This window comes from Hyphococcus flavus, from assembly GCF_028748065.1.
GTDB lineage: Bacteria > Pseudomonadota > Alphaproteobacteria > Caulobacterales > Parvularculaceae > Hyphococcus > Hyphococcus flavus.
Genome location: NZ_CP118166.1, coordinates 3,118,643 through 3,140,710, shown reverse-complemented (window position 1 = coordinate 3,140,710; position 22,068 = coordinate 3,118,643). Strand labels below are relative to the sequence as shown.

19 protein-coding genes and 1 pseudogene are annotated in these 22,068 nt (G+C 55.6%); 12 read left to right on the top strand and 8 right to left on the bottom strand.

Annotation, left to right across the window (positions count from 1 at the left end; all coding sequences use genetic code 11):
* The first annotated feature begins 141 nt into the window (after nt 1–141).
* The 3 genes and pseudogenes from PUV54_RS15075 to PUV54_RS15065 all read left to right on the top strand — a co-directional run bounded on the left by PUV54_RS15075 (nt 142) and on the right by PUV54_RS15065 (nt 1,378).
* Nucleotides 142–675, top strand: a complete 534-nt coding sequence (locus PUV54_RS15075) for a hypothetical protein (protein ID WP_274493121.1) — start codon at nt 142–144, stop codon at nt 673–675.
* Nucleotides 676–869: 194 nt separating this feature from the next.
* A pseudogene (gene tnpA, locus PUV54_RS15070) lies at nt 870–1,022 on the top strand (IS66 family insertion sequence element accessory protein TnpA); the annotation flags it as partial.
* Entirely contained in the window at nt 989–1,378 is a 390-nt protein-coding gene (locus tag PUV54_RS15065; protein ID WP_274495237.1) for a hypothetical protein, read from the top strand. The pseudogene tnpA and the gene PUV54_RS15065, both read left to right, overlap by 34 nt.
* A gap of 3 nt (nt 1,379–1,381) precedes the next feature.
* On the opposite strand, the gene PUV54_RS15060 is transcribed toward PUV54_RS15065, so the two are convergent.
* The 4 genes from PUV54_RS15060 to PUV54_RS15045 all read right to left on the bottom strand — a co-directional run bounded on the left by PUV54_RS15060 (nt 1,382) and on the right by PUV54_RS15045 (nt 4,211).
* A complete protein-coding gene (locus tag PUV54_RS15060; RefSeq protein WP_274493120.1) occupies nt 1,382–2,833 on the bottom strand; it encodes a S41 family peptidase in 1,452 nt (483 codons plus the stop codon).
* 182 nt (nt 2,834–3,015) lie between these two features.
* Nucleotides 3,016–3,303 (bottom strand): TehB family protein, encoded by a 288-nt coding sequence (locus tag PUV54_RS15055; RefSeq protein ID WP_274493119.1) that lies wholly within the window; start codon nt 3,301–3,303, stop codon nt 3,016–3,018.
* Nucleotides 3,304–3,306: 3 nt separating this feature from the next.
* The gene (locus tag PUV54_RS15050) at nt 3,307–3,774 is read right to left on the bottom strand and encodes a group III truncated hemoglobin (RefSeq protein ID WP_274493117.1); all 468 of its coding nucleotides are present in this window, start codon (nt 3,772–3,774) and stop codon (nt 3,307–3,309) included.
* A complete protein-coding gene (locus PUV54_RS15045) occupies nt 3,771–4,211 on the bottom strand; it encodes an RrF2 family transcriptional regulator (protein WP_274493116.1) in 441 nt (146 codons plus the stop codon). The genes PUV54_RS15050 and PUV54_RS15045 overlap by 4 nt, the downstream gene beginning before the upstream one ends.
* A 96-nt stretch (nt 4,212–4,307) precedes the next feature.
* Between PUV54_RS15045 and PUV54_RS15040 the strand changes: the two genes are divergently transcribed.
* The gene (locus PUV54_RS15040) at nt 4,308–4,775 is read left to right on the top strand and encodes a hypothetical protein (RefSeq protein WP_274493114.1); all 468 of its coding nucleotides are present in this window, start codon (nt 4,308–4,310) and stop codon (nt 4,773–4,775) included.
* An 11-nt stretch (nt 4,776–4,786) separates the two neighbouring features.
* Here the strand turns inward: PUV54_RS15040 and PUV54_RS15035 are convergent, their stop codons facing one another.
* Both PUV54_RS15035 and PUV54_RS15030 read right to left on the bottom strand, forming a co-directional pair.
* A complete protein-coding gene (locus PUV54_RS15035; RefSeq protein WP_274493113.1) occupies nt 4,787–5,845 on the bottom strand; it encodes a Kelch repeat-containing protein in 1,059 nt (352 codons plus the stop codon).
* Nucleotides 5,846–5,880: 35 nt separating this feature from the next.
* On the bottom strand, nt 5,881–6,507 hold the full coding sequence (locus tag PUV54_RS15030; protein ID WP_274493112.1) for a superoxide dismutase family protein: 627 nt from the start codon (nt 6,505–6,507) through the stop codon (nt 5,881–5,883).
* A gap of 170 nt (nt 6,508–6,677) precedes the next feature.
* Between PUV54_RS15030 and gyrA the strand changes: the two genes are divergently transcribed.
* From gyrA to PUV54_RS15005, 5 genes are all read left to right on the top strand, one after another.
* Nucleotides 6,678–9,383: a DNA gyrase subunit A gene (gene gyrA / locus PUV54_RS15025; protein WP_420797966.1), complete on the top strand. Its 2,706-nt coding sequence runs from the start codon at nt 6,678–6,680 to the stop codon at nt 9,381–9,383.
* Nucleotides 9,380–9,883: a pantetheine-phosphate adenylyltransferase gene (gene coaD / locus PUV54_RS15020; protein WP_274493109.1), complete on the top strand. Its 504-nt coding sequence runs from the start codon at nt 9,380–9,382 to the stop codon at nt 9,881–9,883. Before gyrA ends, coaD begins: the two co-directional genes overlap by 4 nt.
* A 73-nt stretch (nt 9,884–9,956) precedes the next feature.
* Nucleotides 9,957–10,859, top strand: a complete 903-nt coding sequence (locus PUV54_RS15015) for a peptidylprolyl isomerase (RefSeq protein ID WP_274493108.1) — start codon at nt 9,957–9,959, stop codon at nt 10,857–10,859.
* Nucleotides 10,856–11,302 (top strand): peptidylprolyl isomerase, encoded by a 447-nt coding sequence (locus PUV54_RS15010; protein ID WP_274493107.1) that lies wholly within the window; start codon nt 10,856–10,858, stop codon nt 11,300–11,302. Before PUV54_RS15015 ends, PUV54_RS15010 begins: the two co-directional genes overlap by 4 nt.
* A gap of 94 nt (nt 11,303–11,396) precedes the next feature.
* Entirely contained in the window at nt 11,397–12,623 is a 1,227-nt protein-coding gene (locus tag PUV54_RS15005) for a glycosyltransferase family 4 protein (RefSeq protein WP_274493106.1), read from the top strand.
* Nucleotides 12,624–13,000: 377 nt separating this feature from the next.
* Here the strand turns inward: PUV54_RS15005 and PUV54_RS15000 are convergent, their stop codons facing one another.
* Complete coding sequence (locus PUV54_RS15000; protein ID WP_274493105.1) at nt 13,001–14,449, bottom strand: NAD-dependent succinate-semialdehyde dehydrogenase; 1,449 nt, start codon at nt 14,447–14,449, stop codon at nt 13,001–13,003.
* Between the two features lie 121 nt (nt 14,450–14,570).
* On the opposite strand from PUV54_RS15000, the gene PUV54_RS14995 reads away from it, so the two are divergent.
* Entirely contained in the window at nt 14,571–15,341 is a 771-nt protein-coding gene (locus tag PUV54_RS14995) for an enoyl-CoA hydratase/isomerase family protein (RefSeq protein WP_274493104.1), read from the top strand.
* Here PUV54_RS14995 and PUV54_RS14990 read toward each other — a convergent pair whose 3' ends face one another.
* On the bottom strand, nt 15,342–16,139 hold the full coding sequence (locus PUV54_RS14990; RefSeq protein WP_274493103.1) for a prepilin peptidase: 798 nt from the start codon (nt 16,137–16,139) through the stop codon (nt 15,342–15,344).
* A gap of 312 nt (nt 16,140–16,451) precedes the next feature.
* Here PUV54_RS14990 and PUV54_RS14985 point away from each other — a divergent pair, with 312 nt between their 5' ends.
* A complete protein-coding gene (locus PUV54_RS14985; RefSeq protein WP_274493102.1) occupies nt 16,452–19,292 on the top strand; it encodes a hypothetical protein in 2,841 nt (946 codons plus the stop codon).
* A 69-nt stretch (nt 19,293–19,361) separates the two neighbouring features.
* Nucleotides 19,362–22,025: a TonB-dependent receptor domain-containing protein gene (locus PUV54_RS14980; RefSeq protein ID WP_274493100.1), complete on the top strand. Its 2,664-nt coding sequence runs from the start codon at nt 19,362–19,364 to the stop codon at nt 22,023–22,025.
* Nucleotides 22,026–22,068: the final 43 nt, after the last annotated feature.

Sequence of the window (22,068 nt, the reverse complement as noted above, 5' to 3'; positions counted from 1 at the left end):
CAGTGCGGCCGTCAATCGCGGATGGCGTATCGGATTAAAGTTAATCGTCTGCTGTTGACCCAAAGCGGACATGAGCTTTGCGTTTCCTGATATTTTGAGCAAGACTGAACTTGAATCGATTTTTTGATAGGGACAGTGGACGTGAAGTTAACTTCAGTTGTTATTGCTGCGATCATATCAGTTTGGATGTCGTCGTGTACGGCTCAGCCTTACGTATATACTTCTCTCTTTGATCCACCCAAATCCACCGTAATCGACATAGAAGAAGAAAAAATGTTTACTGATCACAGAGTTTTTTCTGTATTGGCTTGTAAAAGTGACTCACAATTTATTTGTCTATTATTTTCTGATGGCTATCCATATTTCGCTGTCCCTCGTGACGGAATATTGGAAACGGGCTTATCATGGGAGCTTAATGGCGCGACATTTCAAGCAATTGGAACTGTAGAGAAACCATTTTTTGGTACTAAAGTGGAAGGAATAGTAATTGATCGATTAAAAGATAATTCAGATCAGCCATCAGTTCGGTTTATCTATTCGGAGCAAATGGGATTGCTTGCATTTGCATCTATAGAGTTCGAAGCAACAAGCGGGCAGGGTCGCAAAATTACGTATGTTATGCTTTCGGGCGAAAGATTGCTTGAAGGACAAAAGGGTTTTGGCGCAAGAAAATAAGTTATTAACAGGTTTGTCCCTACTAAAAATTAGATTCTAGCGTATTCACGATGCTACCCGCGAGATGTGATGTGGATTTAATAAATCTAGACAGTCTTATGTCCAGTTCTGGCGAGATGCTGCGGTAATCCCCCCTGAAAATAGTTGGGTTGAAAAATAGACTTCTCCGGCTTTTGATAGCGAAGGAGAAGACGATGAAGAAATCGAGATTTACGGACGCGCAGATATTGGCGATTCTGAAGCAAGGTGAGAGCGGTGTGTCGGTTGCCGATCTGTGCCGCGAACACGGGATCAGTAACGCGACTTACTACAATTGGCGCTCCAAATATGGCGGCATGGACGCCTCGCCGTTTATCTCGATCCGCCCGATGCGCCGAAAGAAAGCCTTCGGTCCATTCTCGCCTGCCGGATCGACGGCCTGTCAGAGGGCGAACAGGCGACATGGCGTGCGAGTTTTCCGGGCGTGATGTTGCCCGGCTCGGATGCGCTGATCGCGGACTTTCCCTACAAGAACTATGCGTCGTTCTTTCTGGCGCCGATGAAAGTCTATCCCGAACTGCAAAAACGCATGCTTGCGGAAGGCCGTGAAGGCGCCGTGGCGATTGAGGAATATGGCGTCATCGGCGAGAGCGAGCGTATTCGGATCATCATGCCGGTGGGCATCGAGCGCACGGCTTACCAGCCGCTGATGGATGCGTTTTAAAGTCTAGTCGCTTTCCTGGTCCGGGGGTGCTTGCGCGGACAAGATGTAATTCATGATGAGATCGCCGCCGCTTGCGTAGTCGGCAAATGTGGGAGCAATCATCACATCAGGCGCAAGCGAACCCGCCGGCACTTCATGAATAATGTTCTGCGTGAAGCAGTATTCATGCCTGTCCGCGCAGCCATTGGCCCAGTCGTGATAGCCCGTTGAGTAGTTGATGGAGAAGCCTGAGTTCGGCAGCTCAAAAGGCAATGGACCGCGTTCGGCCCAGAATTGCTCCCGGTCGCCATTCTGCTCGCCGATGATCACTGATTTTTCGCCGCCGTAATATTTCAAAAATGCGGTCATGACGATGGCCGCTGAAAATGTCTGTGGTCCGGTGACGATGTAAAGACGTCCGTCGGCGCTCAGTTTTTCTGGCGCGGATTTCACGAAATCGATGACTTGCGTGTAATCGCCGCCCGGGCTCCACCGTAAATCCACCACCATATAGCCGAGTTCACCGTCGCTGAACGCGCCCAAGACTTCCTCGAACTGTTCAACGAGCACTGCGTCATCGCGGTTCAGCAGCAACTGCGGGCGGATATAGACGCCGCTATTATCGAGCTTGGTCCAGAAAAAATTCTCGTCCGAATTGCGAAGATAAAGCGGTGCATCGCTGCCGGTGAGGTTGAGCGTGCGCGTCCAGTCATCGCCTTCACCGTCCATGGGTATAGCCTGTAGCGTCACGAAGGGTCTGCGCCCCGGAACATCAAGCGATGCGTCACGGCTGACGGCGGCAAGAGCAACGTCTCTTTCCTGGCCAGTGCGATCAATAACCGTTAGTTGCAGGGCGTCAGGCGAGGCGGCGAGGCCAGCCGCGTGCATCATCTGCGGCGATTCCAGATGAAAGGTTGCATATAGCCGTCGGAAGTTCGCCGCGCCGCCAAGATATTGGCTGAGTGAACCGACGATTTCTTCGGGCGTTTTGTTTCCTATTCCCGTCACGCGCGCGCCGACCAGATCGGCGTACATGTTGTGTGCGCGCACAATATAAAGACCGTCGGCGAACCAGAAGAATTTTACGTTCGCGTGATTAAATTCGCTATAAAGCGGATATGTCGAAAGATTGGTGTGGCCATTGTCTGCATGGGCGACGGCGCGCGCGACGCCAAGATAAAGTTCTGCTTTTGAAAGCGTCGCCGCTTGTTCGTTTAACGCATCGAGTTGCGTCAGAAATTTGGTTTCCGCTTCATCGGAAAAACTCCGGTCGTATTTCAGGAGCTTTCTGGCGAATTTCAGATCCTGCTCGTTGGCTTCTTGGAGGTCCGCCGGTTCGCCATACATGGCCGGAATGACAAGCGGGTTATAGCGGACGATCTGCATCACCATTTGCCAGTTCATCGCCGCCATGACCGCGCTGGCGACAAGAAAAAGCAGAAAAAGCCCGCCGATGATTTTGAAAAACAGTTTCATGATTGCGCCCCTCGTCAGTCCCGCCGAATGCATCTGACTGGCGCAATCCTATAACGTAAGAGAGCAATGAGCCAACCATAGCGGGCAGGTGATTGGTCGCGTGGATGCACCTTGTTATCGAATATTTCCGGTAGTGTAGGGAAAGCTGTCAGCACAATGGCGGGGACAGCGCGGCCTTAAGATTACTTTTGTCGGCGATAGAAATCGACGTGAAACCTAACAGCGCCAACCGGCCTCACATAGTGTTTGACTTGCGGTTCAATCACGGCGAAGCCGCCTGCGCACACCCTTAGTTGTTCTTCAGGCGGTCCAGGTATGATGTAATCGAGCACGCCTTCCTTCACGATTAGCTTGCCCCACACGCCGGGTTTCGTATCGTGAACTGAAGTCAGCTTGGCGGGAACCGTTTCCTCCGTGAAGTCCGCTGTTCCTCCATATCGAATGAGCCCGTCGGGGAGTTTCGTTTGCATTGGTCATCCGTGTTTGTTGGCTTGCGCTTTTTGCGCGTCGAGACCCGGCAAGCCGAACATCGCCAGTTGCAGGCTTTCTGCGATACGTTCCGCCCGTTCCATGAAATAGGGGACGGCGGCGGGCGCCGGCGCCGTTTCCTCAAGCGTCTCGCGAAAAAGCCCGAGCCAGATATTGAAATGCCAGGGCTGCACGCGCGTCAGCGCCTTGTGTTTCGGCACGGGTTTTCCGGAATATCGTCCGGCGTTCATCGCTACCGACGCCCAGAAATCTTTCATGCGCGCAAGGTGAGGGCCCCAATTGCCGCCGATCTTTTCTTCGAAAATCGGGCCGAGAAGAGGATGGGCGCGAACGCGTTCATAGAACGTGTCAACGAGCAACGAAATATAAGCATCGTCGATGCCAAGACCTGCTGCATTCGCCTGAATTTCCTGACGGCGTTCTTCCGCTGTCCGATTAACGAACTCGGTCACGCTGCGTCCTCCGCTAACAGCAAGCGCAGCTTCGCGTTACGCCGTACCAGATCGTCCAGCGAATAAGTGTCGAGCACGGCGAGAAACGCCGTTACCGCCTCATTCAAAACATTTTTTAACCGGCACGCAGGCGTAATAACGCACTCGCCGCCGTCGCCCTGAAAACACTCGACGATGGCGAGGTCGGTTTCCATCATCCGGACAATTTTGCCGATATTCACATGCTCCGCCGGCAACGCGAGGGCGAGACCGCCGCTGCGTCCGCGAACGGTTTCAATGACGCCTTCCTTGCCCAGCAAATGGGCCACTTTCATCAAGTGGTTCTTTGAGATGGAATAGCGCGTCGCGATGTCGGTGATGGTGCACAAACGGTCCGTATTGACGGCGAGGTGCATCAACATTCTCAGCGCATAATCGGTCTGAAGGTTCAGGCGCATCAAGGTCTCCAATAATAAGATGTATCTTATATATTGCATTATGTACTCTAAGGCAATATAAAAGATGTATATAAAATACATCTATGGAGAATCGCCATGACGCCGCTTGCCGTACCGATGGAAACCGCTGTTTTCGAGGCTGAGCTCGAGCGCACGGTCAAAGCAGACAAAAAGCCGGAACTGACGCTTGTCGAAACCGGGGTCGAGCCCAAAACAAACGCCAGCCTTCATGCCGGCGTGTTCAGGGTGTTCGCCTTAATCAATGCTGCGATATTGGCTGTTTTCTGGCTGACGTTTCGCAATGACCGCGAGGCGCTGTTCATGGTGGCGATCAGCGCTGTCTATCTCGGCGTTTATCTAGGCACGCCATATATGCTGAGCCGTGTGGGCGGGCGCATCGATCCGGTGCAGAAAAAACCGTTTGCACAATTTCTGGCGCAGCCGTTTGAAACCTGGACAGGCGTCATCAGCGGCCGCGAAGCCTTGCTGCAAATCACTCTTGTGCCCGCAGCCATCCTCATCGCCGTGACCGGCATGGGCGTAATTATTGGGGTTAGCCGGTAACGGCGGCCCCGCTAAATCTCAAAACGGTCGAGCGCGTTGCTGGTGCCGTTGCTGCTGACGCCGCTGGCGCCGCCGAGCACATAAATGGCGTTGCCGAGAGAGACTGCGCCGAGGCCATGACGGCGCCTCGGCATGGCGGCGACCGCACGCCATTTATCTGTATCAGGATTATATTCCCAGGCTTCGGCGAAAACGCCGCCCGGAGCCGGATTGAAATATTCGCCGCCAAAGGCGTAAATCTTGCCGTTCATTACTGCGGCGGCGAGGCCGCCTTGCGCTTTTGGCATTGGGCTCGCCTGCGCCCAGCGATCGGAGAGGGGGTCGTAGACTTCGACGGTGCTGAGGTTTCCGTCATTCACGGTTCGCCCGCCAATCACGTAAAGGACGCCATTGACGACGCAGCCGGCGGCGGAATTACGCGGCGTCGGCATAGGCGCCGCATCGAGCCAGCGATTGGCCGCCGCATCGAATACCCAGTGTTCGTCCGTATCGATATGATCAGCCCATTGGGCGTTGAGACTGCCCGCCGGCGCGCGCCCGCCGACAACATGGAGATAACCGCCAAGTGAAACCGCCGCCATTTCCGCTTGCGGATGCGGGAGGGGCGCCATGGTTTCCCACCGGCCGTTCAGATCGCGAATGCGCCAGCACTGCCCGCGCATTTGCCAGCCGCCTCTTGCGTCACGCGCGAAGCCGCCGACGGCGTAAAGAAGGCCATTATTGTTGACGAGCGCTACGTGATGGCGCGGTTCGGGCAGAGGCGTGCCGTAGCCCCAGGCGTCATAGGCAGGATCGTAAAAGGTGACTGCATCGGTGACGTTGAATGCGCCATCGGGAACAAGGCCGCCGGCGTTGACGATCAGGTTTAACGGCGAGGGTTTAAGATTTGCCGCGGGGTCAGCCGTTTTGCGAAACGGGGCCGGATAAATTTCCTGAACCGCAAAAGGCATGTTCGCCAGCGGCGTCCAGGCGCCCATGGGATCGTCAGCACGCGCCGCAAGCGGTATTGCCGCACCGGCGCTCACCGCCGCGCTCCCTACAAGAAATGATCGTCTGTCCCAGGTTTTCATTTTTGCTCCCCTACGCAACATCCCCACCAGAATTCTTATCCAGCCGCCACCGCGGCGCAAGCGACGCGCGCGCCGGCGCCGCCAATCGGCTGTGTCATGTGATCGTCAGGACTTTCATGAACGATCACCGCGAAACCGTCAGCATCGATAACGCCATTGTCACCCGTGAGCGTGATCCGTGGATTGAAAACCTCCGCTGTCGCGCTTCCGTCTGCGCCAGCATAGATGTTCGGCATATCCGCCGCTTCATATCCTTTCGGGTTCAATAAACCGTGCTCTGCATTATCCGGATTGATATGCCCGCCCGAGGCTTTGAACCCCTCCGCGCCGTCGCTGCAATCAGCGACCTGGTGCAGGTGAATGGCGTGCCAGCCCTGCGTCAGCCCGCTCACGCTCACCCTGATCATTACGCCCAAACCGGGTGCGTTCTTGAACAGGGCGCGCCCTTTTTCGGCGCCGTCAACGGATGAAAAAACCGCTTCCGCATCGGCCCAGCCTTGCTCTGCCAGCGGTGCGAAATCAGTGCTTTTATATGTGCTGGATTCCGCACTCCGGTCATTATTTCCACAGGCCATCAGACATATGGCCGAGGCCATTGAAATCACGAGATATTTTCGCAGTAAAATCAAAAACTTCTCCAAGACATTCCTAGCAGAGATCATAGCTCAAGAACGTCTGCGAATAAACTGACCCCAAACCGGCGTGAATGCTTGGCTTTAAAGGGGGCTGATGCTAAGCCGGATCGTTCTTTTCCATCTGATTCTCAAAGGGTTACCCTGTGGCCGACGATAACGGCGAAAACGACGAAAATTCCGGCGAAACGCCACCCATAATGCCCGCTCAGGGCGTGTCTTCCATCTCGATCGAAGACGAAATGCGCAAGTCGTATCTCGACTACGCCATGAGCGTCATTGTATCCCGCGCGATCCCCGATGCGCGCGACGGCCTGAAGCCGGTGCACAGGCGTATTCTATGGGCGATGCATGGCAACGGTTACGCCTGGAACAAACCATATAAAAAGTCTGCACGCGTTGTCGGCGACGTCATCGGTAAATATCACCCCCATGGTGATCAGGCGGTTTATGACGCGCTCGTCCGCATGGCGCAGGATTTTTCCATGCGTCTTCCGTTGCTGGACGGGCAGGGCAACTTCGGTTCGATTGACGGCGATCCGCCAGCGGCCATGCGTTATACGGAAGTACGCATGGGCAAGCCGGCCCATTCGCTGCTCGAAGACATCGAAAAAGATACGGTCGCGTTTCAAGAGAACTATGACGGTTCTGAGAGCGAGCCGATTGTTCTTCCGGCGCGCTATCCCAACCTGCTTGTGAACGGCGCTGGCGGCATTGCTGTCGGCATGGCGACAAATATCCCGCCGCACAATCTGGGTGAAGTGGTCAATGCAACGCTGGAGATGATTGATCGCCCGGAAATCTCAGATGAGGAACTGATCGAAATTGTGCCGGGTCCGGACTTTCCAACCGGCGGCATCATCCTCGGCCGCGCAGGTTCTAAAGCAGGGCTTCTGTTGGGACGCGGCTCGGTGGTCATGCGCGGCCGCGCGACGATCGAGGAAGTGCGCAAGGACCGCTACGGCATTATCATCAGCGAAATTCCATATCAGGTAAACAAGGCGCTGATGGTCGAGCGCATTGCCGGCCTCGTTCGAGAAAAGAAGATCGAGGGCATCGCCGACATTCGCGATGAGTCTAATCGTCAGGGCATCCGCGTTGTAGTCGAATTACGCCGCGACGCCGCGCCTGACGTGGTGCTGAACCAGCTTTATCGCCATTCGCAACTGCAGACGAGTTTCGGCGTGAACATGCTGGCGCTTAATGGCGGCAAACCGCAGCAGCTTGCACTGCGTGATATTCTTTCGGCGTTTATTGACTTCCGCGAGGAGGTCATCACCCGCCGCACGAAATTCGATCTCAACAAGGCGCGTGATCGCGCGCATGTGTTGGTCGGTCTCGCCATCGCCGTTGCGAATATCGATGAAATCGTTTCGTTGATCCGCAATGCGCCAGACCCGGCGACAGCCAAAGAACAATTGATGGAGCGTGACTGGCCGGCGAAGGATTTGGCGCCGCTGGTCGAACTGGTCGCTGATCCGCGTCACCTGATGACGGACGGCAAGACCCTGCGGCTGTCAGAGGAGCAGGCGAAAGCAATCCTCGATCTGCGTCTGCAGCGTTTGACCGCGCTGGGCCGCGATGAAATTGGCGACGAGCTAAAAGGCCTCGCTGACAAGATCGCCGATTATCTCGACATCCTGCGCAACCGCGATCGTGTCATGACTATCATCAAGGATGAGTTGACGGCCGTGCGTGATGAGTTCGCCACGCCGCGCCGGACCGAGATCGTCGATGCGGAAGGCGAGGTCGAAGACGAAGACCTGATCGCGCGCGAGGAGATGGTCGTTACCGTTACCCATGCGGGTTACGTGAAACGTACCGCGCTTTCGACCTATCGCGCGCAAAAACGCGGCGGCAAGGGTCGCGCCGGCATGAAGTTCAAGGACGAGGATTTCGTCAATCAGCTTTTCGTCGGTCACACACACACGCCGCTGTTGTTCTTCACATCGACGGGCATGGCCTATAAGTTGAAATTATGGCGCCTGCCGGAAGGCGCGCCGACGTCGCGCGGCAAAGCATTTGTAAACTTGCTTCCTCTGGGGCCTGACGAGCGCGTCACCAACATTCTGCCGCTTCCCGAAGACGAAGAAGCCTGGGAACAGCTTCACGTCATGTTCGGCACGAAGTCCGGTAATGTCCGCCGCAACAAGCTTTCCGACTTCCAGCGAGTTAACCGCAACGGCAAGATCGCCATGAAGCTCGATGAGGGTGATCGTATCATTGGCGTTCAGGTCTGCCGCGAAGACGAAGACGTGTTGCTGACGACAGCCGCCGGCATGTGCATCCGCTTCCCAGTGGACGCGGTGCGCGTATTCGCCGGGCGTACATCAACGGGCGTGCGCGGCATCAAGCTCGACAAGGGCAACTCGGTCATTTCCATGGCGGTGCTGCGCCATGTGGATACTTCTTCCGATGAAGCAAAGGCGTATCTGAAACACGCCGCCGCCATGCGCCGTGCTGCTGGCGAGCAGGATGTTGAAGATCCGGAGGACACGGAAACACCTGACGTGGCGATCAGTCCGGAGCGTCTCGCAGAACTCGGCGCCGCGGAACAATTTATCCTGACTGTCACTGAAAACGGTTACGGCAAACGCACCTCGTCCTACGAATACAGAACGTCTGGACGCGGCGGCAAAGGCATCATCGCGATCCAGACCACGGACAGGAACGGCCCTGTCGTGGCGGCGTTCCCGACTGAAGATTCAGATCAGATCATGCTTGTCACCGATGGCGGCCAGTTGATCAGAACGCCGGTCGACGACATCCGCATCGCCGGGCGCAACACGCAAGGGGTTACCATCTTCCGTACGCGCGAGGACGAGCATGTGGTTTCTGTCGGCCGCATCGAAGATGTTGACGGTGATGAAGACGATGAGACCGGGGCCGAGGCGGAGGAAGAATGACAAAACTGATCGGCCTCTATCCGGGAACGTTCGATCCGCTGACCATGGGTCATGTGGATATCGTTGAGCGCGCGGTAAAGCTGGTCGATGAGCTGATCATTGGCGTCGCCATCAATCGCGACAAGGGGCCGTTGTTTTCCCTCCAGGAACGCGTCGCCATGGTCGAACAGGAAATGGCGCGCATATCGAAAGCCAGCGGCGTCCCTATCAGGGTTGTGCCGTTTGAAAGCCTGCTGATGAAATTCGCCGAAGAAGTGAACGCGAATATCATCGTCCGTGGCCTACGCGCGGTTTCGGATTTCGAATACGAATTCCAGATGGTCGGCATGAACCAGGCCCTGAATGACGAGATCGAGACTGTCTTTTTAATGGCCGACGCCCGCTATCAATCCATCGCCTCGCGGCTGGTCAAAGAAATCGCACGGCTCGGCGGGGATATCAGCGCTTTTGCACCCGCTCATGTGGTGGAAAAGCTGAAAGCTAAGTTCGCAGCATCGTAATTTCGCAAATCAAGCCGTTTGCACTATATGACGGGGACCCAATATGGCTGGCAGGGGCCGACGAGGAGTAAATATGCGTAGACTGGCGATTATGGCGGCGGCGTCACTGGCCGCGCTCGGCGTGACGGCGGCGTTTGCCGATGATGATGACGAACCGGCGAAGCCAACTCCGCTGGAATTTTTACAAAGCGCGCCTGATGATGTGTGGCGTCCGCTCGATCCTGAAAACACGCTTTACATGGACCTGCCGGCCGGTCTTGTGGTCATTGAGCTGCGTCCTGACTTCGCGCCCAACCATATCCAGCGCATCAAGGAACTGACCCGCGAAGGATTTTATGACGGCCTTACGTTTCACCGCGTGATCGAGGGCTTTATGGCCCAGGGTGGTGATCCAAAAGGCGACGGCACCGGCGGTTCAGACAAGCCTGACCTTGAAGCGGAGTTTTCGCGTGAGGCAAGCGAAGTCAGCGGCTTTACACAAATCGGCCGTGACCGGATCGCGCCCCGCGTTGGGTATGTGGACGGCATGCCGGCGGCCGCGCAACCCGAAGGGTTGCGGTCATTCCTGACTACTAATTCTGTCAAATTATGGCCGTTGCACTGCCCGGGCGTTATGTCCATGGCGCGCGCTACCGATCCGAACAGCGCCAACAGTCAGTTCTTTTTGATGATTGGCGATTCACGTCTTAACCTCGACAAGCGCTATACCGGCTGGGGCTGGATCGTTGACGGCTTTGAGGCGACGCGGCGCATTGTGCGCGGCGAGCCGCCCAGCCGTCCGACACCGATTATTCGCGTGCGGTTGGAAGCCGATATTCCAGCATCGCAACGCGAAAATATCCGGGTGCTGAATACCAGCAGCGAAACCTTCAAACAGTATCTGCAGCTCACGGAGGATGTGAGCGAAGACAGCTATGTGAAGGACATCTGCGAAATTCGCGTGCCAATCAAGAAAGACGGGAAGATAGAACGATGAGCGATAAGCTGATTTTAAGCCTTGATACCGGTGACGTCACGATTGAGATGTTTCCTGAAAAAGCGCCGAACCATGTGGCGCGGATCAAGGAACTCGCCGAAGACGGGTTTTACGACGGGCTCAGCGCGCATCGCGTTATCGACGGCTTCATGGCGCAAATGGGTTGTCCGCGCGGCGATGGCACCGGCGGCTCGGGTCAGAACATCGACGCCGAGTTCAATGATGTCAGTCATCAGCGCGGTGTTTGCTCCATGGCGCGGGCGCAAAACCCCAATAGCGCCGACAGCCAGTTCTTTATCTGTTTTGACGACGCTTCGTTCCTCGATGGTCAGTACACGGCCTGGGGCAAGGTCGTAGACGGGATGGAGCATGTGGACGCGATGAATCGCGGCGAGCCGCCGTCAACGCCAACAAAGATCGTTTCGATGAAGGTTGCGGCGTAAAGTATAGCGTTTCGCTTCAATCAAGAGTTTGGTTACCAAACTGCGTCAGAACGGTGGGTGAACTGCATTCCGCTGACGTTTGAAGGCTGTCCTCGTGAATCTCGCCTATCTCATGAACACATATCCGCTGATTTCGACGACGTTCATTCGTCGTGAAATCGAGGCGCTGGAGCGTCGCGGCATAAGCGTTACGCGATACGCCATGCGGCAGTGGGATGATGCGCTTGTTGATCCGCTGGATAAGGCGGAAATCGAAAAAACCCGCTACATATTATCCGGCAACGCCCTCGGCTTGCTCGGTGCATTTATTCGCGCGTGTTTTACAAATCCCGCCGGACTGGCGAGAGCGATAGGGCCATGGCGGCGCCTGAAAAAAAATGCGCGTGGCGGTTTCATTCGTCATGCGGCGTATTTTCTGGAAGCGGTCTATTTTCGCCAGCGTGCGAAACGAGACGAGATCGATCATGTGCACGTGCATTTTTCGACCAATGCAACGGCGGTCGCCATGCTGGCGCGCATTATGGGCGGGCCGTCCTATTCTTTTACGGTGCACGGTCCGGATGAGCTAACAGATGCACCACTGTTGAGCTTTCCGGAAAAAATCGAACACGCAGCCTTCGTGATCGCGATTTCGAATTTCTGTAAGTCACAGATTATCCGGTTTTCATCGATCAAAGCGGCTGAAAAAATTCACATTGTGCATTGCGGCCTCAATCTGAAAGATTTTGATTTCAGCGGCGTGCCGCGCACACAAGAGATTGTCTGCGTTGGGCGCCTTTGTCCGCAAAAAGGGCAGGCGCAGATCCCGGCGGCGGTTGCTGCGCTGAAGGCCGAATTTCCGGATATCAAAGTCACGTTGATCGGCGACGGAGAATCGCGGGCGGAGATTGAAGCAGAGATCGAACGCTGCGGCGTTGCGGAAAATGTTGAAATCACCGGCTGGATGGAAAACGAAAAAGTTCGCGAGGCCGTTTCAGGCGGGCGATGCTTTCTGCTGCCGACATTCGCCGAAGGGTTGCCTGTGGTGATCATGGAAGCCTTGGCGCTCGGCCGTCCGGTCATATCCACTTACATCGCGGGCATACCGGAACTTGTCGATGACGGTTGCGGCTGGATCATTCCGGCGGGCGACCGCAAGGCGCTGATCGGCGCCTTGCGGTCAGCGCTCAATTCATCAGAAGACCTGCTTGTCGCCAAAGCAGCGGAAGGACGCCGCCGTGTGGAACTGGCGCACGATGTGGACAAGGAAGCAGCGAAATTGAAAGCGCTTTTTTCGGCGTCGTGCGCAGAGCAAATGCGTGACAAGTCCGCACACGCATAAAGCGAAATGGCGTTCTGAAAATACGCCTTATCTGATGAAAATTTAAAGGAAACCCAGTTTCGGTGGAAGGTTATCCCCGGGTTTCCGGCAGGTCTTATTATCCGCGGATGAAGTTTATTTATGCCAACACTGTTAGTGAGAACACTGATTCAATAAGTGCTTGGGGCCGGCCCCTGCCGGATACTTTGAACTATGCTGTCTGGATGCCGGGTCAAGTCCGTCATGTGGTTCTGTCGGAGTTCGTCGTTAAACCCAAAAAGTTGCACAACAATTATTCCAGGGAACTTGTACAACAATCGGCTACAGGCCAGACGCCGCGCCAAAACAAAGAAGCGAGAGAGGGGGCGCCGCGCCAGTTTTTTGCACAAAAAATGACGCTATTTTCCAAGACCGCCGAACAGGCCGTATTTGATGTTGAGGTAATCCTCGAGACCGTATTTCGAGCCTTCCCGGCCGAAACCGGATTCTTTCACGCCGCCGAACGGCGCTGTCGGCGTCGACAGGATACCTTCATTCACGGCGACCATGCCGTACTCGAGCGCTTCCATCACGCGCCACGCGCGGCCAAGATCTTTGGTGTAAAAGTAGGAGGCGAGGCCGTATTCGGTATCGTTCGCCATCTTCACCGCTTCTTCTTCCGTATCGAAACGGAAAAGCGGCGCCACGGGGCCAAAGGTCTCATCTTTTGCGATCAGCATATCCGCCGTGACGTCAGTGAGCAGCGTCGGCTCGAAATAAGTGCCGCCTTTTTCGTGGCGCTTGCCGCCGGCAGTAATCGACGCGCCTTTCCTTGTTGCGTCTTCAATATGCTCTTCGACTTTCTGAATAGCGCTGTCGTCGATAAGCGGCCCCTGATCGGTCCCGTCCGCCAGACCATCACCGACCTTAAGAGCCCGCACCTTTTGGGAAAGTTTTTCGGAAAAGGCGTCATAGATGCCCGATTGGACAAGAATGCGGTTGGCGCAAACACACGTTTGTCCGGAGTTGCGGAATTTACAGGCAATGGCGCCGTCAAGCGCCGCATCGAGGTCGGCGTCGTCAAAGATAATCAGCGGCGCGTTGCCGCCAAGCTCCATGGAAACGCGCTTCAACTTCGCCATGGCTTTGGCGGAAAGAGATTTGCCGATTTCCGTCGATCCGGTGAAGGTGATTTTTCTAACCGCATCGTTTTCACACAATTCATCGGCTATCGCCGCCGCCGATCCGGTGATGACATTCAACACGCCCTTGGGCAGTCCAACGTCTTCCGCGATAACCCCAAAAGCAAGTGCCGAAAACGGCGTCTGGCTCGCCGGTTTGCAGACGATGGTGCAGCCGGATGCAAGCGCTGCGGCCGCCTTGCGCGCGATCATGGCGTTCGGAAAATTCCATGGCGTGATGGAGCCGACGACCCCAACCGGTTCCTTTGTGACGACAATGCGCTTGTCGGCCCAGGGCGAGGGAATGATGTCGCCATAAACCCGCCGGGCTTCCTCGGCGAACCATTTAAAGAACGCGGCGCCATAGGCGATTTCCCCTTTGGCCTCCGCAAGCGGTTTGCCCATTTCAATGGTCAGGAGTTCGCCCAGCGCCGGTTGATTGTCCATGAGCGCATCGTGAATAGCCATGCAGTATTTCGCCCGTTCATCGGGCGAGGTGGCGCGCCATTCGGGAAAAGCCGTCGATGCCGCATCGATTGCTTTCGCGGTTTCTTCACGGCCAAGTTTCGGCACGGCCCCGATGATCTCTCCGGTGGCGGGGTTGTTGACCTTGATGGCGTCGCCAGCAGCGCTGACCCACTCGCCGCCAATAAAACAAGCTTCGCGGAAAAAACGGCTGTCGGTCATGCAGGTCTCCTTTTCTCGGGTCACAGGCTACTGCCTAAGCACTGCCAACTGGCTTTGCAATCGGCGCGGACAGGGGCGATGATGGCTGAGGCAAGCCCATGATCCGTCAGAGGAAATTACAATGACCGTGAAATATGAAATTCCGCAGGATGCTGTTGCGCTGATCACGCTCAACCGACCGGGAAAACTAAATGCCTATGACCCACAGATGCGCGCCGATATGGCGGCGGCGGTGAAACGGGCGGCGACGGACAAGGCTGTCAGGGCCGTGGTTATCACGGGCGAGGGGCGAGCCTTTTGCGCCGGGGCGGACGTGACGTCGGTCAATGAAGAATACAGCATCGAAGAAATTCTGAATACGGAGTATGCGGCGTTTTTAATTGCCATACAGACGATGCCGAAGCCGGTGATCGCAGCAATCAACGGGCCGGCGGCCGGGATCGGCATGACGACGGCGCTGACTTGTGACTTGCGTGTGATGAGCGAGGACGCCTATCTGATGAGCGCTTTCGCCAATATCGGTCTTGTGCCCGACGGCGGGCTTTCGCAATTGTTGACGCAGCAAGTCGGGTACGCCCGCGCCTATCAACTTGCCATTGAAGCGGAAAAGCTTGACGCCGCACGCGCGCTTGAATGGGGATTGGTTAATCGCGTCACGCCAGCAGACGAGGTCTTGAAGAGTGCTTTGGACTGGGCGTCTTCGTTAACACAGCGGGCGCCGCTGGCGCTGGCGCAGACAAAACGCGCATTCCGGGCCGCGACGCAAAAAGACCTGCCAAACGCCATGGCGCTCGAAGCCATGTTTCAGCGCGACTTGATAACAACCGAAGACTGCGCCGAGGGCGTGCGTGCGCTGTTCGAAAAACGAAAACCCCAGTTCAAGGGAAAATAACTAACGCCAATAATAGGCAGGCAGGTCGAGGCCGTTGGCGACCATGGCGAGCGCGCCAGCCGCGCCAAGCGCCGGACCGAACGGGATCGGCGTATCACCGGCGATCTTTTTGCCTGATAGCCGCAACGCTCCAACGGCGCCCAAGGCGAGAATCGCGGCGGTAAAGACAATAGGCGCCAGCGCCAGCCAGCCGAGCCAGGCGCCCAATGCAGCCAGCAGCTTGGCGTCGCCCTGTCCGAGTCCTTCCAGCCCGCGCAAGCGATGAAATGCTGCGCCGATAAGACGGAAGACAAGATAGCCGACAGCGGCGCCGATCAGGGCGTTGGGAAAGCTGGTGAAAAGGTCGATTACATTGGCCGCCAGGCCGAGAATTATCAGCGGAATGGTTAAAGCGTCCGGCAAGTAGCCGGTCTCGAAATCGATGAAGGAAAGGGCGATCAAAAACCAGAAAAATAATGCAGCCAGGAGTGCGGTCGTTGAGAATCCGAAAATGGCGACAGCGATAATCCCCGCCAATCCGCCCATGAGTTCAACGAGGGGGTATCGAATTGGGATTCTCGACGCACAGGTTGCGCATTTGCCGCGTAATACCGCGAACCCAAGCAGCGGAATCAAATGGATCGAGCTGATCGGCGCCTTGCAATCCGGGCAATACGAACGCGGTGAGACGAGCGTGCCGCGATCGCTCGAATCGACAAGTTTCCATTGCGCCGGGCCGCGATGGATAACGACGTTCAAAAAGCTGCCGATCAACAGACCAGCCAGCAAACATGTGGCGAAAATAACCCAGTCCGTCATCTTAAAGTTTGCATCTTTCCAGCCGTTGTTTCCTTTGTGCAGTGCTGCATGAAATCGTCACTTGCAATGCTAAATTGTTGGCTCCGAAAAGGGAATTTTCACACTTGCGCAATTCGTGCGCCCGCACAAGCGCATCCAGTGCGTTTCGTTAAGTGCACAACGTGCGCACACTGAGCAATTCGTGCGCCGTAATTGTCATCGAACTGCAACAATCCCGTCACTCACCTGTTACACGCTTCCCCTAATGCGCGCCCATAGACGGCGCGTGGGGCGCCTCTTTTTGCGTGCAATCCTTTTCCGGGGGTCTCCCAGATGACCAATATCTCCAAGATTAAAGCAGTTCTACTTGCAAGCGCCGCACTTTCGCTGGCCGCTTGTACTCAAGGCGAAGAGATCGCTTCGCCTGGCGCTACCAATTCCGGCGGCGGCTCAGGCGGTGGCAATGGCGGCGGCTCCGGCGGCGGCGGCAACCAGGGCGGAACATGCCCGAGCGGCTTCAACCAAACAACAACACCAAACGGCACTGTCGCTTGCGATCTCAGCGGCACGGTCACTGGTACATTAAGACTTCAAAATTTGGGCCTGCCGTATTTCATCAATGGTCGCGTTGACGTTGGTAGTGACGTGGGCGGCGACGGCATGGCGGCTGGCGGCACTATGGGCTCGCTGGTTATTGACCCGGGCGTAACACTCTTCGGCCGCGCCGGTTCGGACTATATTGTTGTCAACCGTGGCTCCACGATCGAGGCTGACGGCAATGCAGCAAACCCGATCGTCTTTACTTCGGAAGCTGACATTGCACGCCGTGCAGTAGATCCGACAGATTCAGGCGGCTCCGCTATTGGCGAGTGGGGCGGTTTAGTCATTCTCGGCCGTGCGCCGATCAACCGCTGCGCGACTGGCACTCTCGGAACAGCATCATGCCAGAACGCAATTGAAGGGGTTACGAGCCCTGACGCTCTCTACGGCGGCGCACTTGATGACGACGACAGCGGTACGCTGCGTTACGTTCAGGTTCGCTTTGCAGGTTTCGCGATCAACACCATGGGTAACGAGTTGAACGGCATCTCTTTCGGTGGTGTCGGCCATGGCACGACCGTTGACTATGTGCAGGTCCACAATAACTCTGATGACGGTATTGAGATGTTCGGCGGCACAGCGAACCTCAAGCACATCGTACTGACTGGCAACGACGACGACTCGCTGGACACGGACAATGGCTGGAACGGCAGCGTTCAGTATCTGCTCGTTCAGCAGCGTGATGATGGCGGTGACAACGGCTTCGAGATGTCGAGTGTCATCAGCGATATGGGTGTTCCGCTTTCGCCGGCAACCAACCCGCAGATCGCCAACTACACCATCATCGGCGCTCGTTCATCCGGGCAGCGTATCAACGATGGTCATATCGGACGCTTCCTGAATGGTGTCATTGTTACCGGCGGCACAACGCCTTGCCTTGACTGGGAAGACGCCGGCGACAACACGCCAGGCACTTATGACGGTCTCAATGTCGATCCGACATTTAATTCGGTTCTATTCGATTGCGGCGGCGCGTTTGATGCAAATGCTGCTGGCGCCGCTGACGGCTCTTTCATGGCTGACGCTAACAACGTTCAGGGCATGAGCTCGCTGATGAATGAGTTCTTCCCGGGGCCAAACGAGGCGGCTGTTACTGAGTTTGATCTGAGCACGCTGACGACTGCTCCAGCAGGCTTCTTCGACATGACCGACTACATCGGCGCTTTCGGCCCGACTGAATCGGTTTCAGCAAACTGGGCCACTGGCTGGACCTTCGCCCTCTTTGGTGATCCAGGATGTCCGCTTGGAACAACACAGCAGACCGGTCTTATCAACGGCAAATTGGTTTGTGGTGTTTCCGGCACGATTAGAGACGATCTGACACTGACAAGCGGCAACTTTTACGAGCTTCTCGGTCGCGTTGATGTTGGCGTTGACGAAGGTGCAGACGGTACAGCGCCGGGCGGCGATGTTGCTGATCTGACGATCGAGGCAGGCGCCACGATCTTCGGCAATAGCGGTCAGGACTATCTCGTCGTAAACCGCGGTTCGCGCATTATGGCGAACGGCCTGCCTACAAACCCGGTAGTATTCACATCACAGGCTGATCTTTTGGACACGCAAGCCGATCCAACAAATGCTATCGGTGAATGGGGCGGTCTTGTTATCCTTGGTAAGGCTCCAATCAACCGTTGCGGTACGGGTACGCTGGGTACGGCGTCGTGCCAGAACGCCATTGAAGGCGTGACTAGCCCAGACGCCCTTTATGGCGGCGCCACGGATGATGATGACAGCGGCTCACTGCAGTATGTTCAGGTCAAATATGCCGGCTTCGCTATCAACACCATGGGTAACGAGCTGAACGGCATTTCGTTCGGTGGCGTCGGCTACAACACGCTGGTCGACTATGTGCAGGTACATAACAACTCTGACGACGGCATCGAGATGTTCGGCGGCACAGCGAACCTGAAGCATATCGTACTCACCGGCAACGACGACGACTCACTGGATACGGACAATGGCTGGAATGGCTTTGTTCAGTATCTGATTGTTGGACAGCGTGCTTCCGGCGGCGACAACGGCTTTGAGATGTCGAGCGTCATCAACAGTGGGGTCCCGCTCTCTCCGGCAACCAACCCGACGATTGCCAACTACACGCTTGTTGGCTCACGTTCGTCAGGTCAGCGCATGAATGATGGTCACATCGGTCGTTTCATCAATGGCGTCATCTTCACTGGCGGCACAACACCGTGTCTCGACTGGGAAGACGCTGGCGATAATACGCCTGGGACCTATGATGGCCTCAACGTTGACCCAACGTTCAACTCTGTTGCTTTTGACTGCGGCGGCGCCCTCGACGCTAACGCGGCAGGTGCTGCCACTGGCTCTGTCGGTGCGGATGGAAACAATGTGTTCCCATACGCTAACGGTCTGATCCAGCCTGCGCTTGGGACGTTCCCGTTCATCAATTCAGGTACGGAAGCTGCAGTCACAGAGTTTGATCTGTCGACGATCACGACGACGCCTGCAGGCTTTTTCGACACGACGACTTATGTTGGCGCTGTCGAAGATACCAACGACACCTGGTGGACATTTGCGTGCGGCCTCGGCGGCGGCGCATCTAGCCCTTGCTAATTCGCGAACCTGCGGCGCGCCAATGGCGCGCCGCTCGTCGTTTTTCGCACACAGATTAAGGTTGTTGTTATGAAACCCTCATTTTCCTTTAAAAGCGTGCTCGCTTTGTCGACCATGCTCATATCGCCCACCGTGGCGAACGCCCAAGACGAAGGGCTGTCTATTCAGCCGACCATTTCTGACCAGATCATCGTTCGTGGTCAGAATATCCCGGACCCTCAACGCGCCACTTCACAGGTTGCGACGTTCTTGTCCGCAGATGACCTTGAACGAACCGGCGATGATAACGCCGCAGAAGCACTCAAGCGCCTCAGCGGTCTCAGCGTTGTTAGCGGTAAGTTTGCGTTCGTTCGCGGTCTGGGTGACCGCTATTCCTCAGCTCGTCTCAACGGTTCCGTGCTTCCGAGTACCGAGCCTCTTCGCCGGGCCGTTCCGCTGGATCTGTTTCCATCGGATGTTCTCGGTGGCGCAACCGTTCAAAAAACTTACTCGCCGAATTACCCAGGCGAATTTGGCGGCGGCATCATTGATCTGCAAACCTTGCGTGATCCTGGAGAGCCTTTCCTGAATGTTAAGGTGGGAACCGGCCTTAATACGGTTACAACGGGCCGCAACGGCATCTTCGTCAATGGCGGCGATCGTGACTACCTTGGCTATGACGATGGCACACGGAGCCTCTCCGGCACCGCTTTAGGCGATATCATTGACTCTCAGACGCGGCTTTCCGATCTGTCGACTGCTGAAATTGAAGCGGCTGGTGAAGGTCTTACCAATTCGCCTCTCACTGTGATCCAGGAAGGCACCCTAGGTCCGGATTTTGAAGCATCGATCAATGGCGGCGGATCTTTTGACCTCAATCAAGATCTAACCTTTGGCGTCGTTGGCACTGTTGGGTTTGATTCAGGCTGGTCTAGAGAAATCTCCACACGTCAGGCGATTGTGAACAGCGGTCTCCAACAGGATTTCAGAACACGTGAGACCAACTACGAAGCTACCGTAAACGGTCTCCTGTCATTCTCACTGGAATGGTTCGGCAACTCCGTTGCAGCAACTGGTCTGTACATTCACTCAACGAATAAGCAGGCCCAAATCGATCAGGGTTTCAGCGCCGGGGCGCCTGGCCTGACCGAAAACTTCGTTCATGTTGAGTCGAGTTCGTTTATTGAACGCGAACTTGTCATGGGACAGTTAGCAGGTGAACACCAGTTTACCGATGAGTTTGAGGTTAACTGGCGTGGAGCGATCGCCCAAGCAAAACGCGAATCCCCATACGAGCAGAGCCTCACGCGATTGCTTGATCCTGTAACTTCGCTCACGCCAGGAAGCGGCTTCACCCATGCGGATTTTCTTGGCGCCGAAGTTACAGCCCAAGGCTTTTCCGCCTATAGGCCTATTTCATTCAGTGCTCTGGATGACGATACTTATAGCGGCGGTGTCGATCTCATTTATTTCGTGCCTCTTTCCGGCCCTCGTGAGTTGGAAATTTCAATTGGCGCCGAGTATTCTGAAAACGACAGAATTTATGAGCTCGCCGCCTTTCAATTCGCCGGCGGCAACTCATTGTCTCCAGAAGCTCAGATCGCCCGTCCGGACTTCCTGTTCTCTCCAGATAACATAGGCCCGGCGCCGCAATTTAACCTTGTGGATCTGGGTCTTACTGGCGATTCCTCTTACGAAGCGGATTTAACGACGATTGGCGCCTACGCCCAAATCGACGCTGAATTGATCCCGACGTTCAGAACCACTGTCGGTGTTCGCTACGAAGATGGCGAACAGTCCGTCACGACATTCGATCGTATCGGCAATCAAAGCGGTTTCGATGCGGCCATTGACAACAATTACTGGCTGCCTTCTGCAACAGTAACCTGGAACTTTACTGACGATATGCAATTGAGGGCTGGTTACTCACATACCATCGCCCGGCCTCAGTTCCGCGAACTGGCTCCATCGTTGTTCTTCGATCCGGACAGCGATCGCGCTTATCGCGGTAATGCCTTCCTTGTCGACAGTGAGTTCAGAAACTATGATCTTCGTTACGAGTTTTATCTCGGCAGGAACCAGTTCCTGACTTTGGCCGGGTTTTATAAAACTATCGACAATCCGATCGAAGAATTCATCACCGCAACAAGCGCAGACTCCTTTGAGACGCGTTTTATCAACACGCCAAAAGCTGAGCTGTTAGGTGGTGAATTTGAGTATCGCACGCGGTTCGGTATCGGATGGAACGACTGGACAGATCGTCGCGACTGGCTGTTTGCGGTGAACTACACCTACACCAAGTCGGAAATCAAAGTGGATGCCGGCGACATGATCGTCGATCCGGTAAATCAGGCCACGCGCACTGAGATCGATGCAACACAGTTCGGTTTTGATGGAGCTGCCCTGCAAGGCACGCCGGAGCATATCTTCAACGCACAGTTTGGCTGGGAAGGTGACGACGATCAGCTCACCGTTCTTGTCGGCTGGGTTGATGAACGCATCCTCCAGCGCGGTAACCTGACGCAAGGCGTTCCGGACATCATTGAAAACCCGGGCGTTCAACTCGATCTGGTTTATCGTCAAAATGTTGAGATCGCTAATACCGACTTTACGATCGGTTTGAGCGCACGGAATTTGCTCGGCACTCAACATGAAGAATATCAGCTCAGTAATGCAACCATGAGCGGTCGGACTGAGTTCTTGACCTATGATCGTGGGCGCAGCTTGTCCGCTAGCTTGACCGCCAAGTTCTAGGCGGTCTTCAGGCAACCGTAACGGGAGTTAATGTTTAACAGAA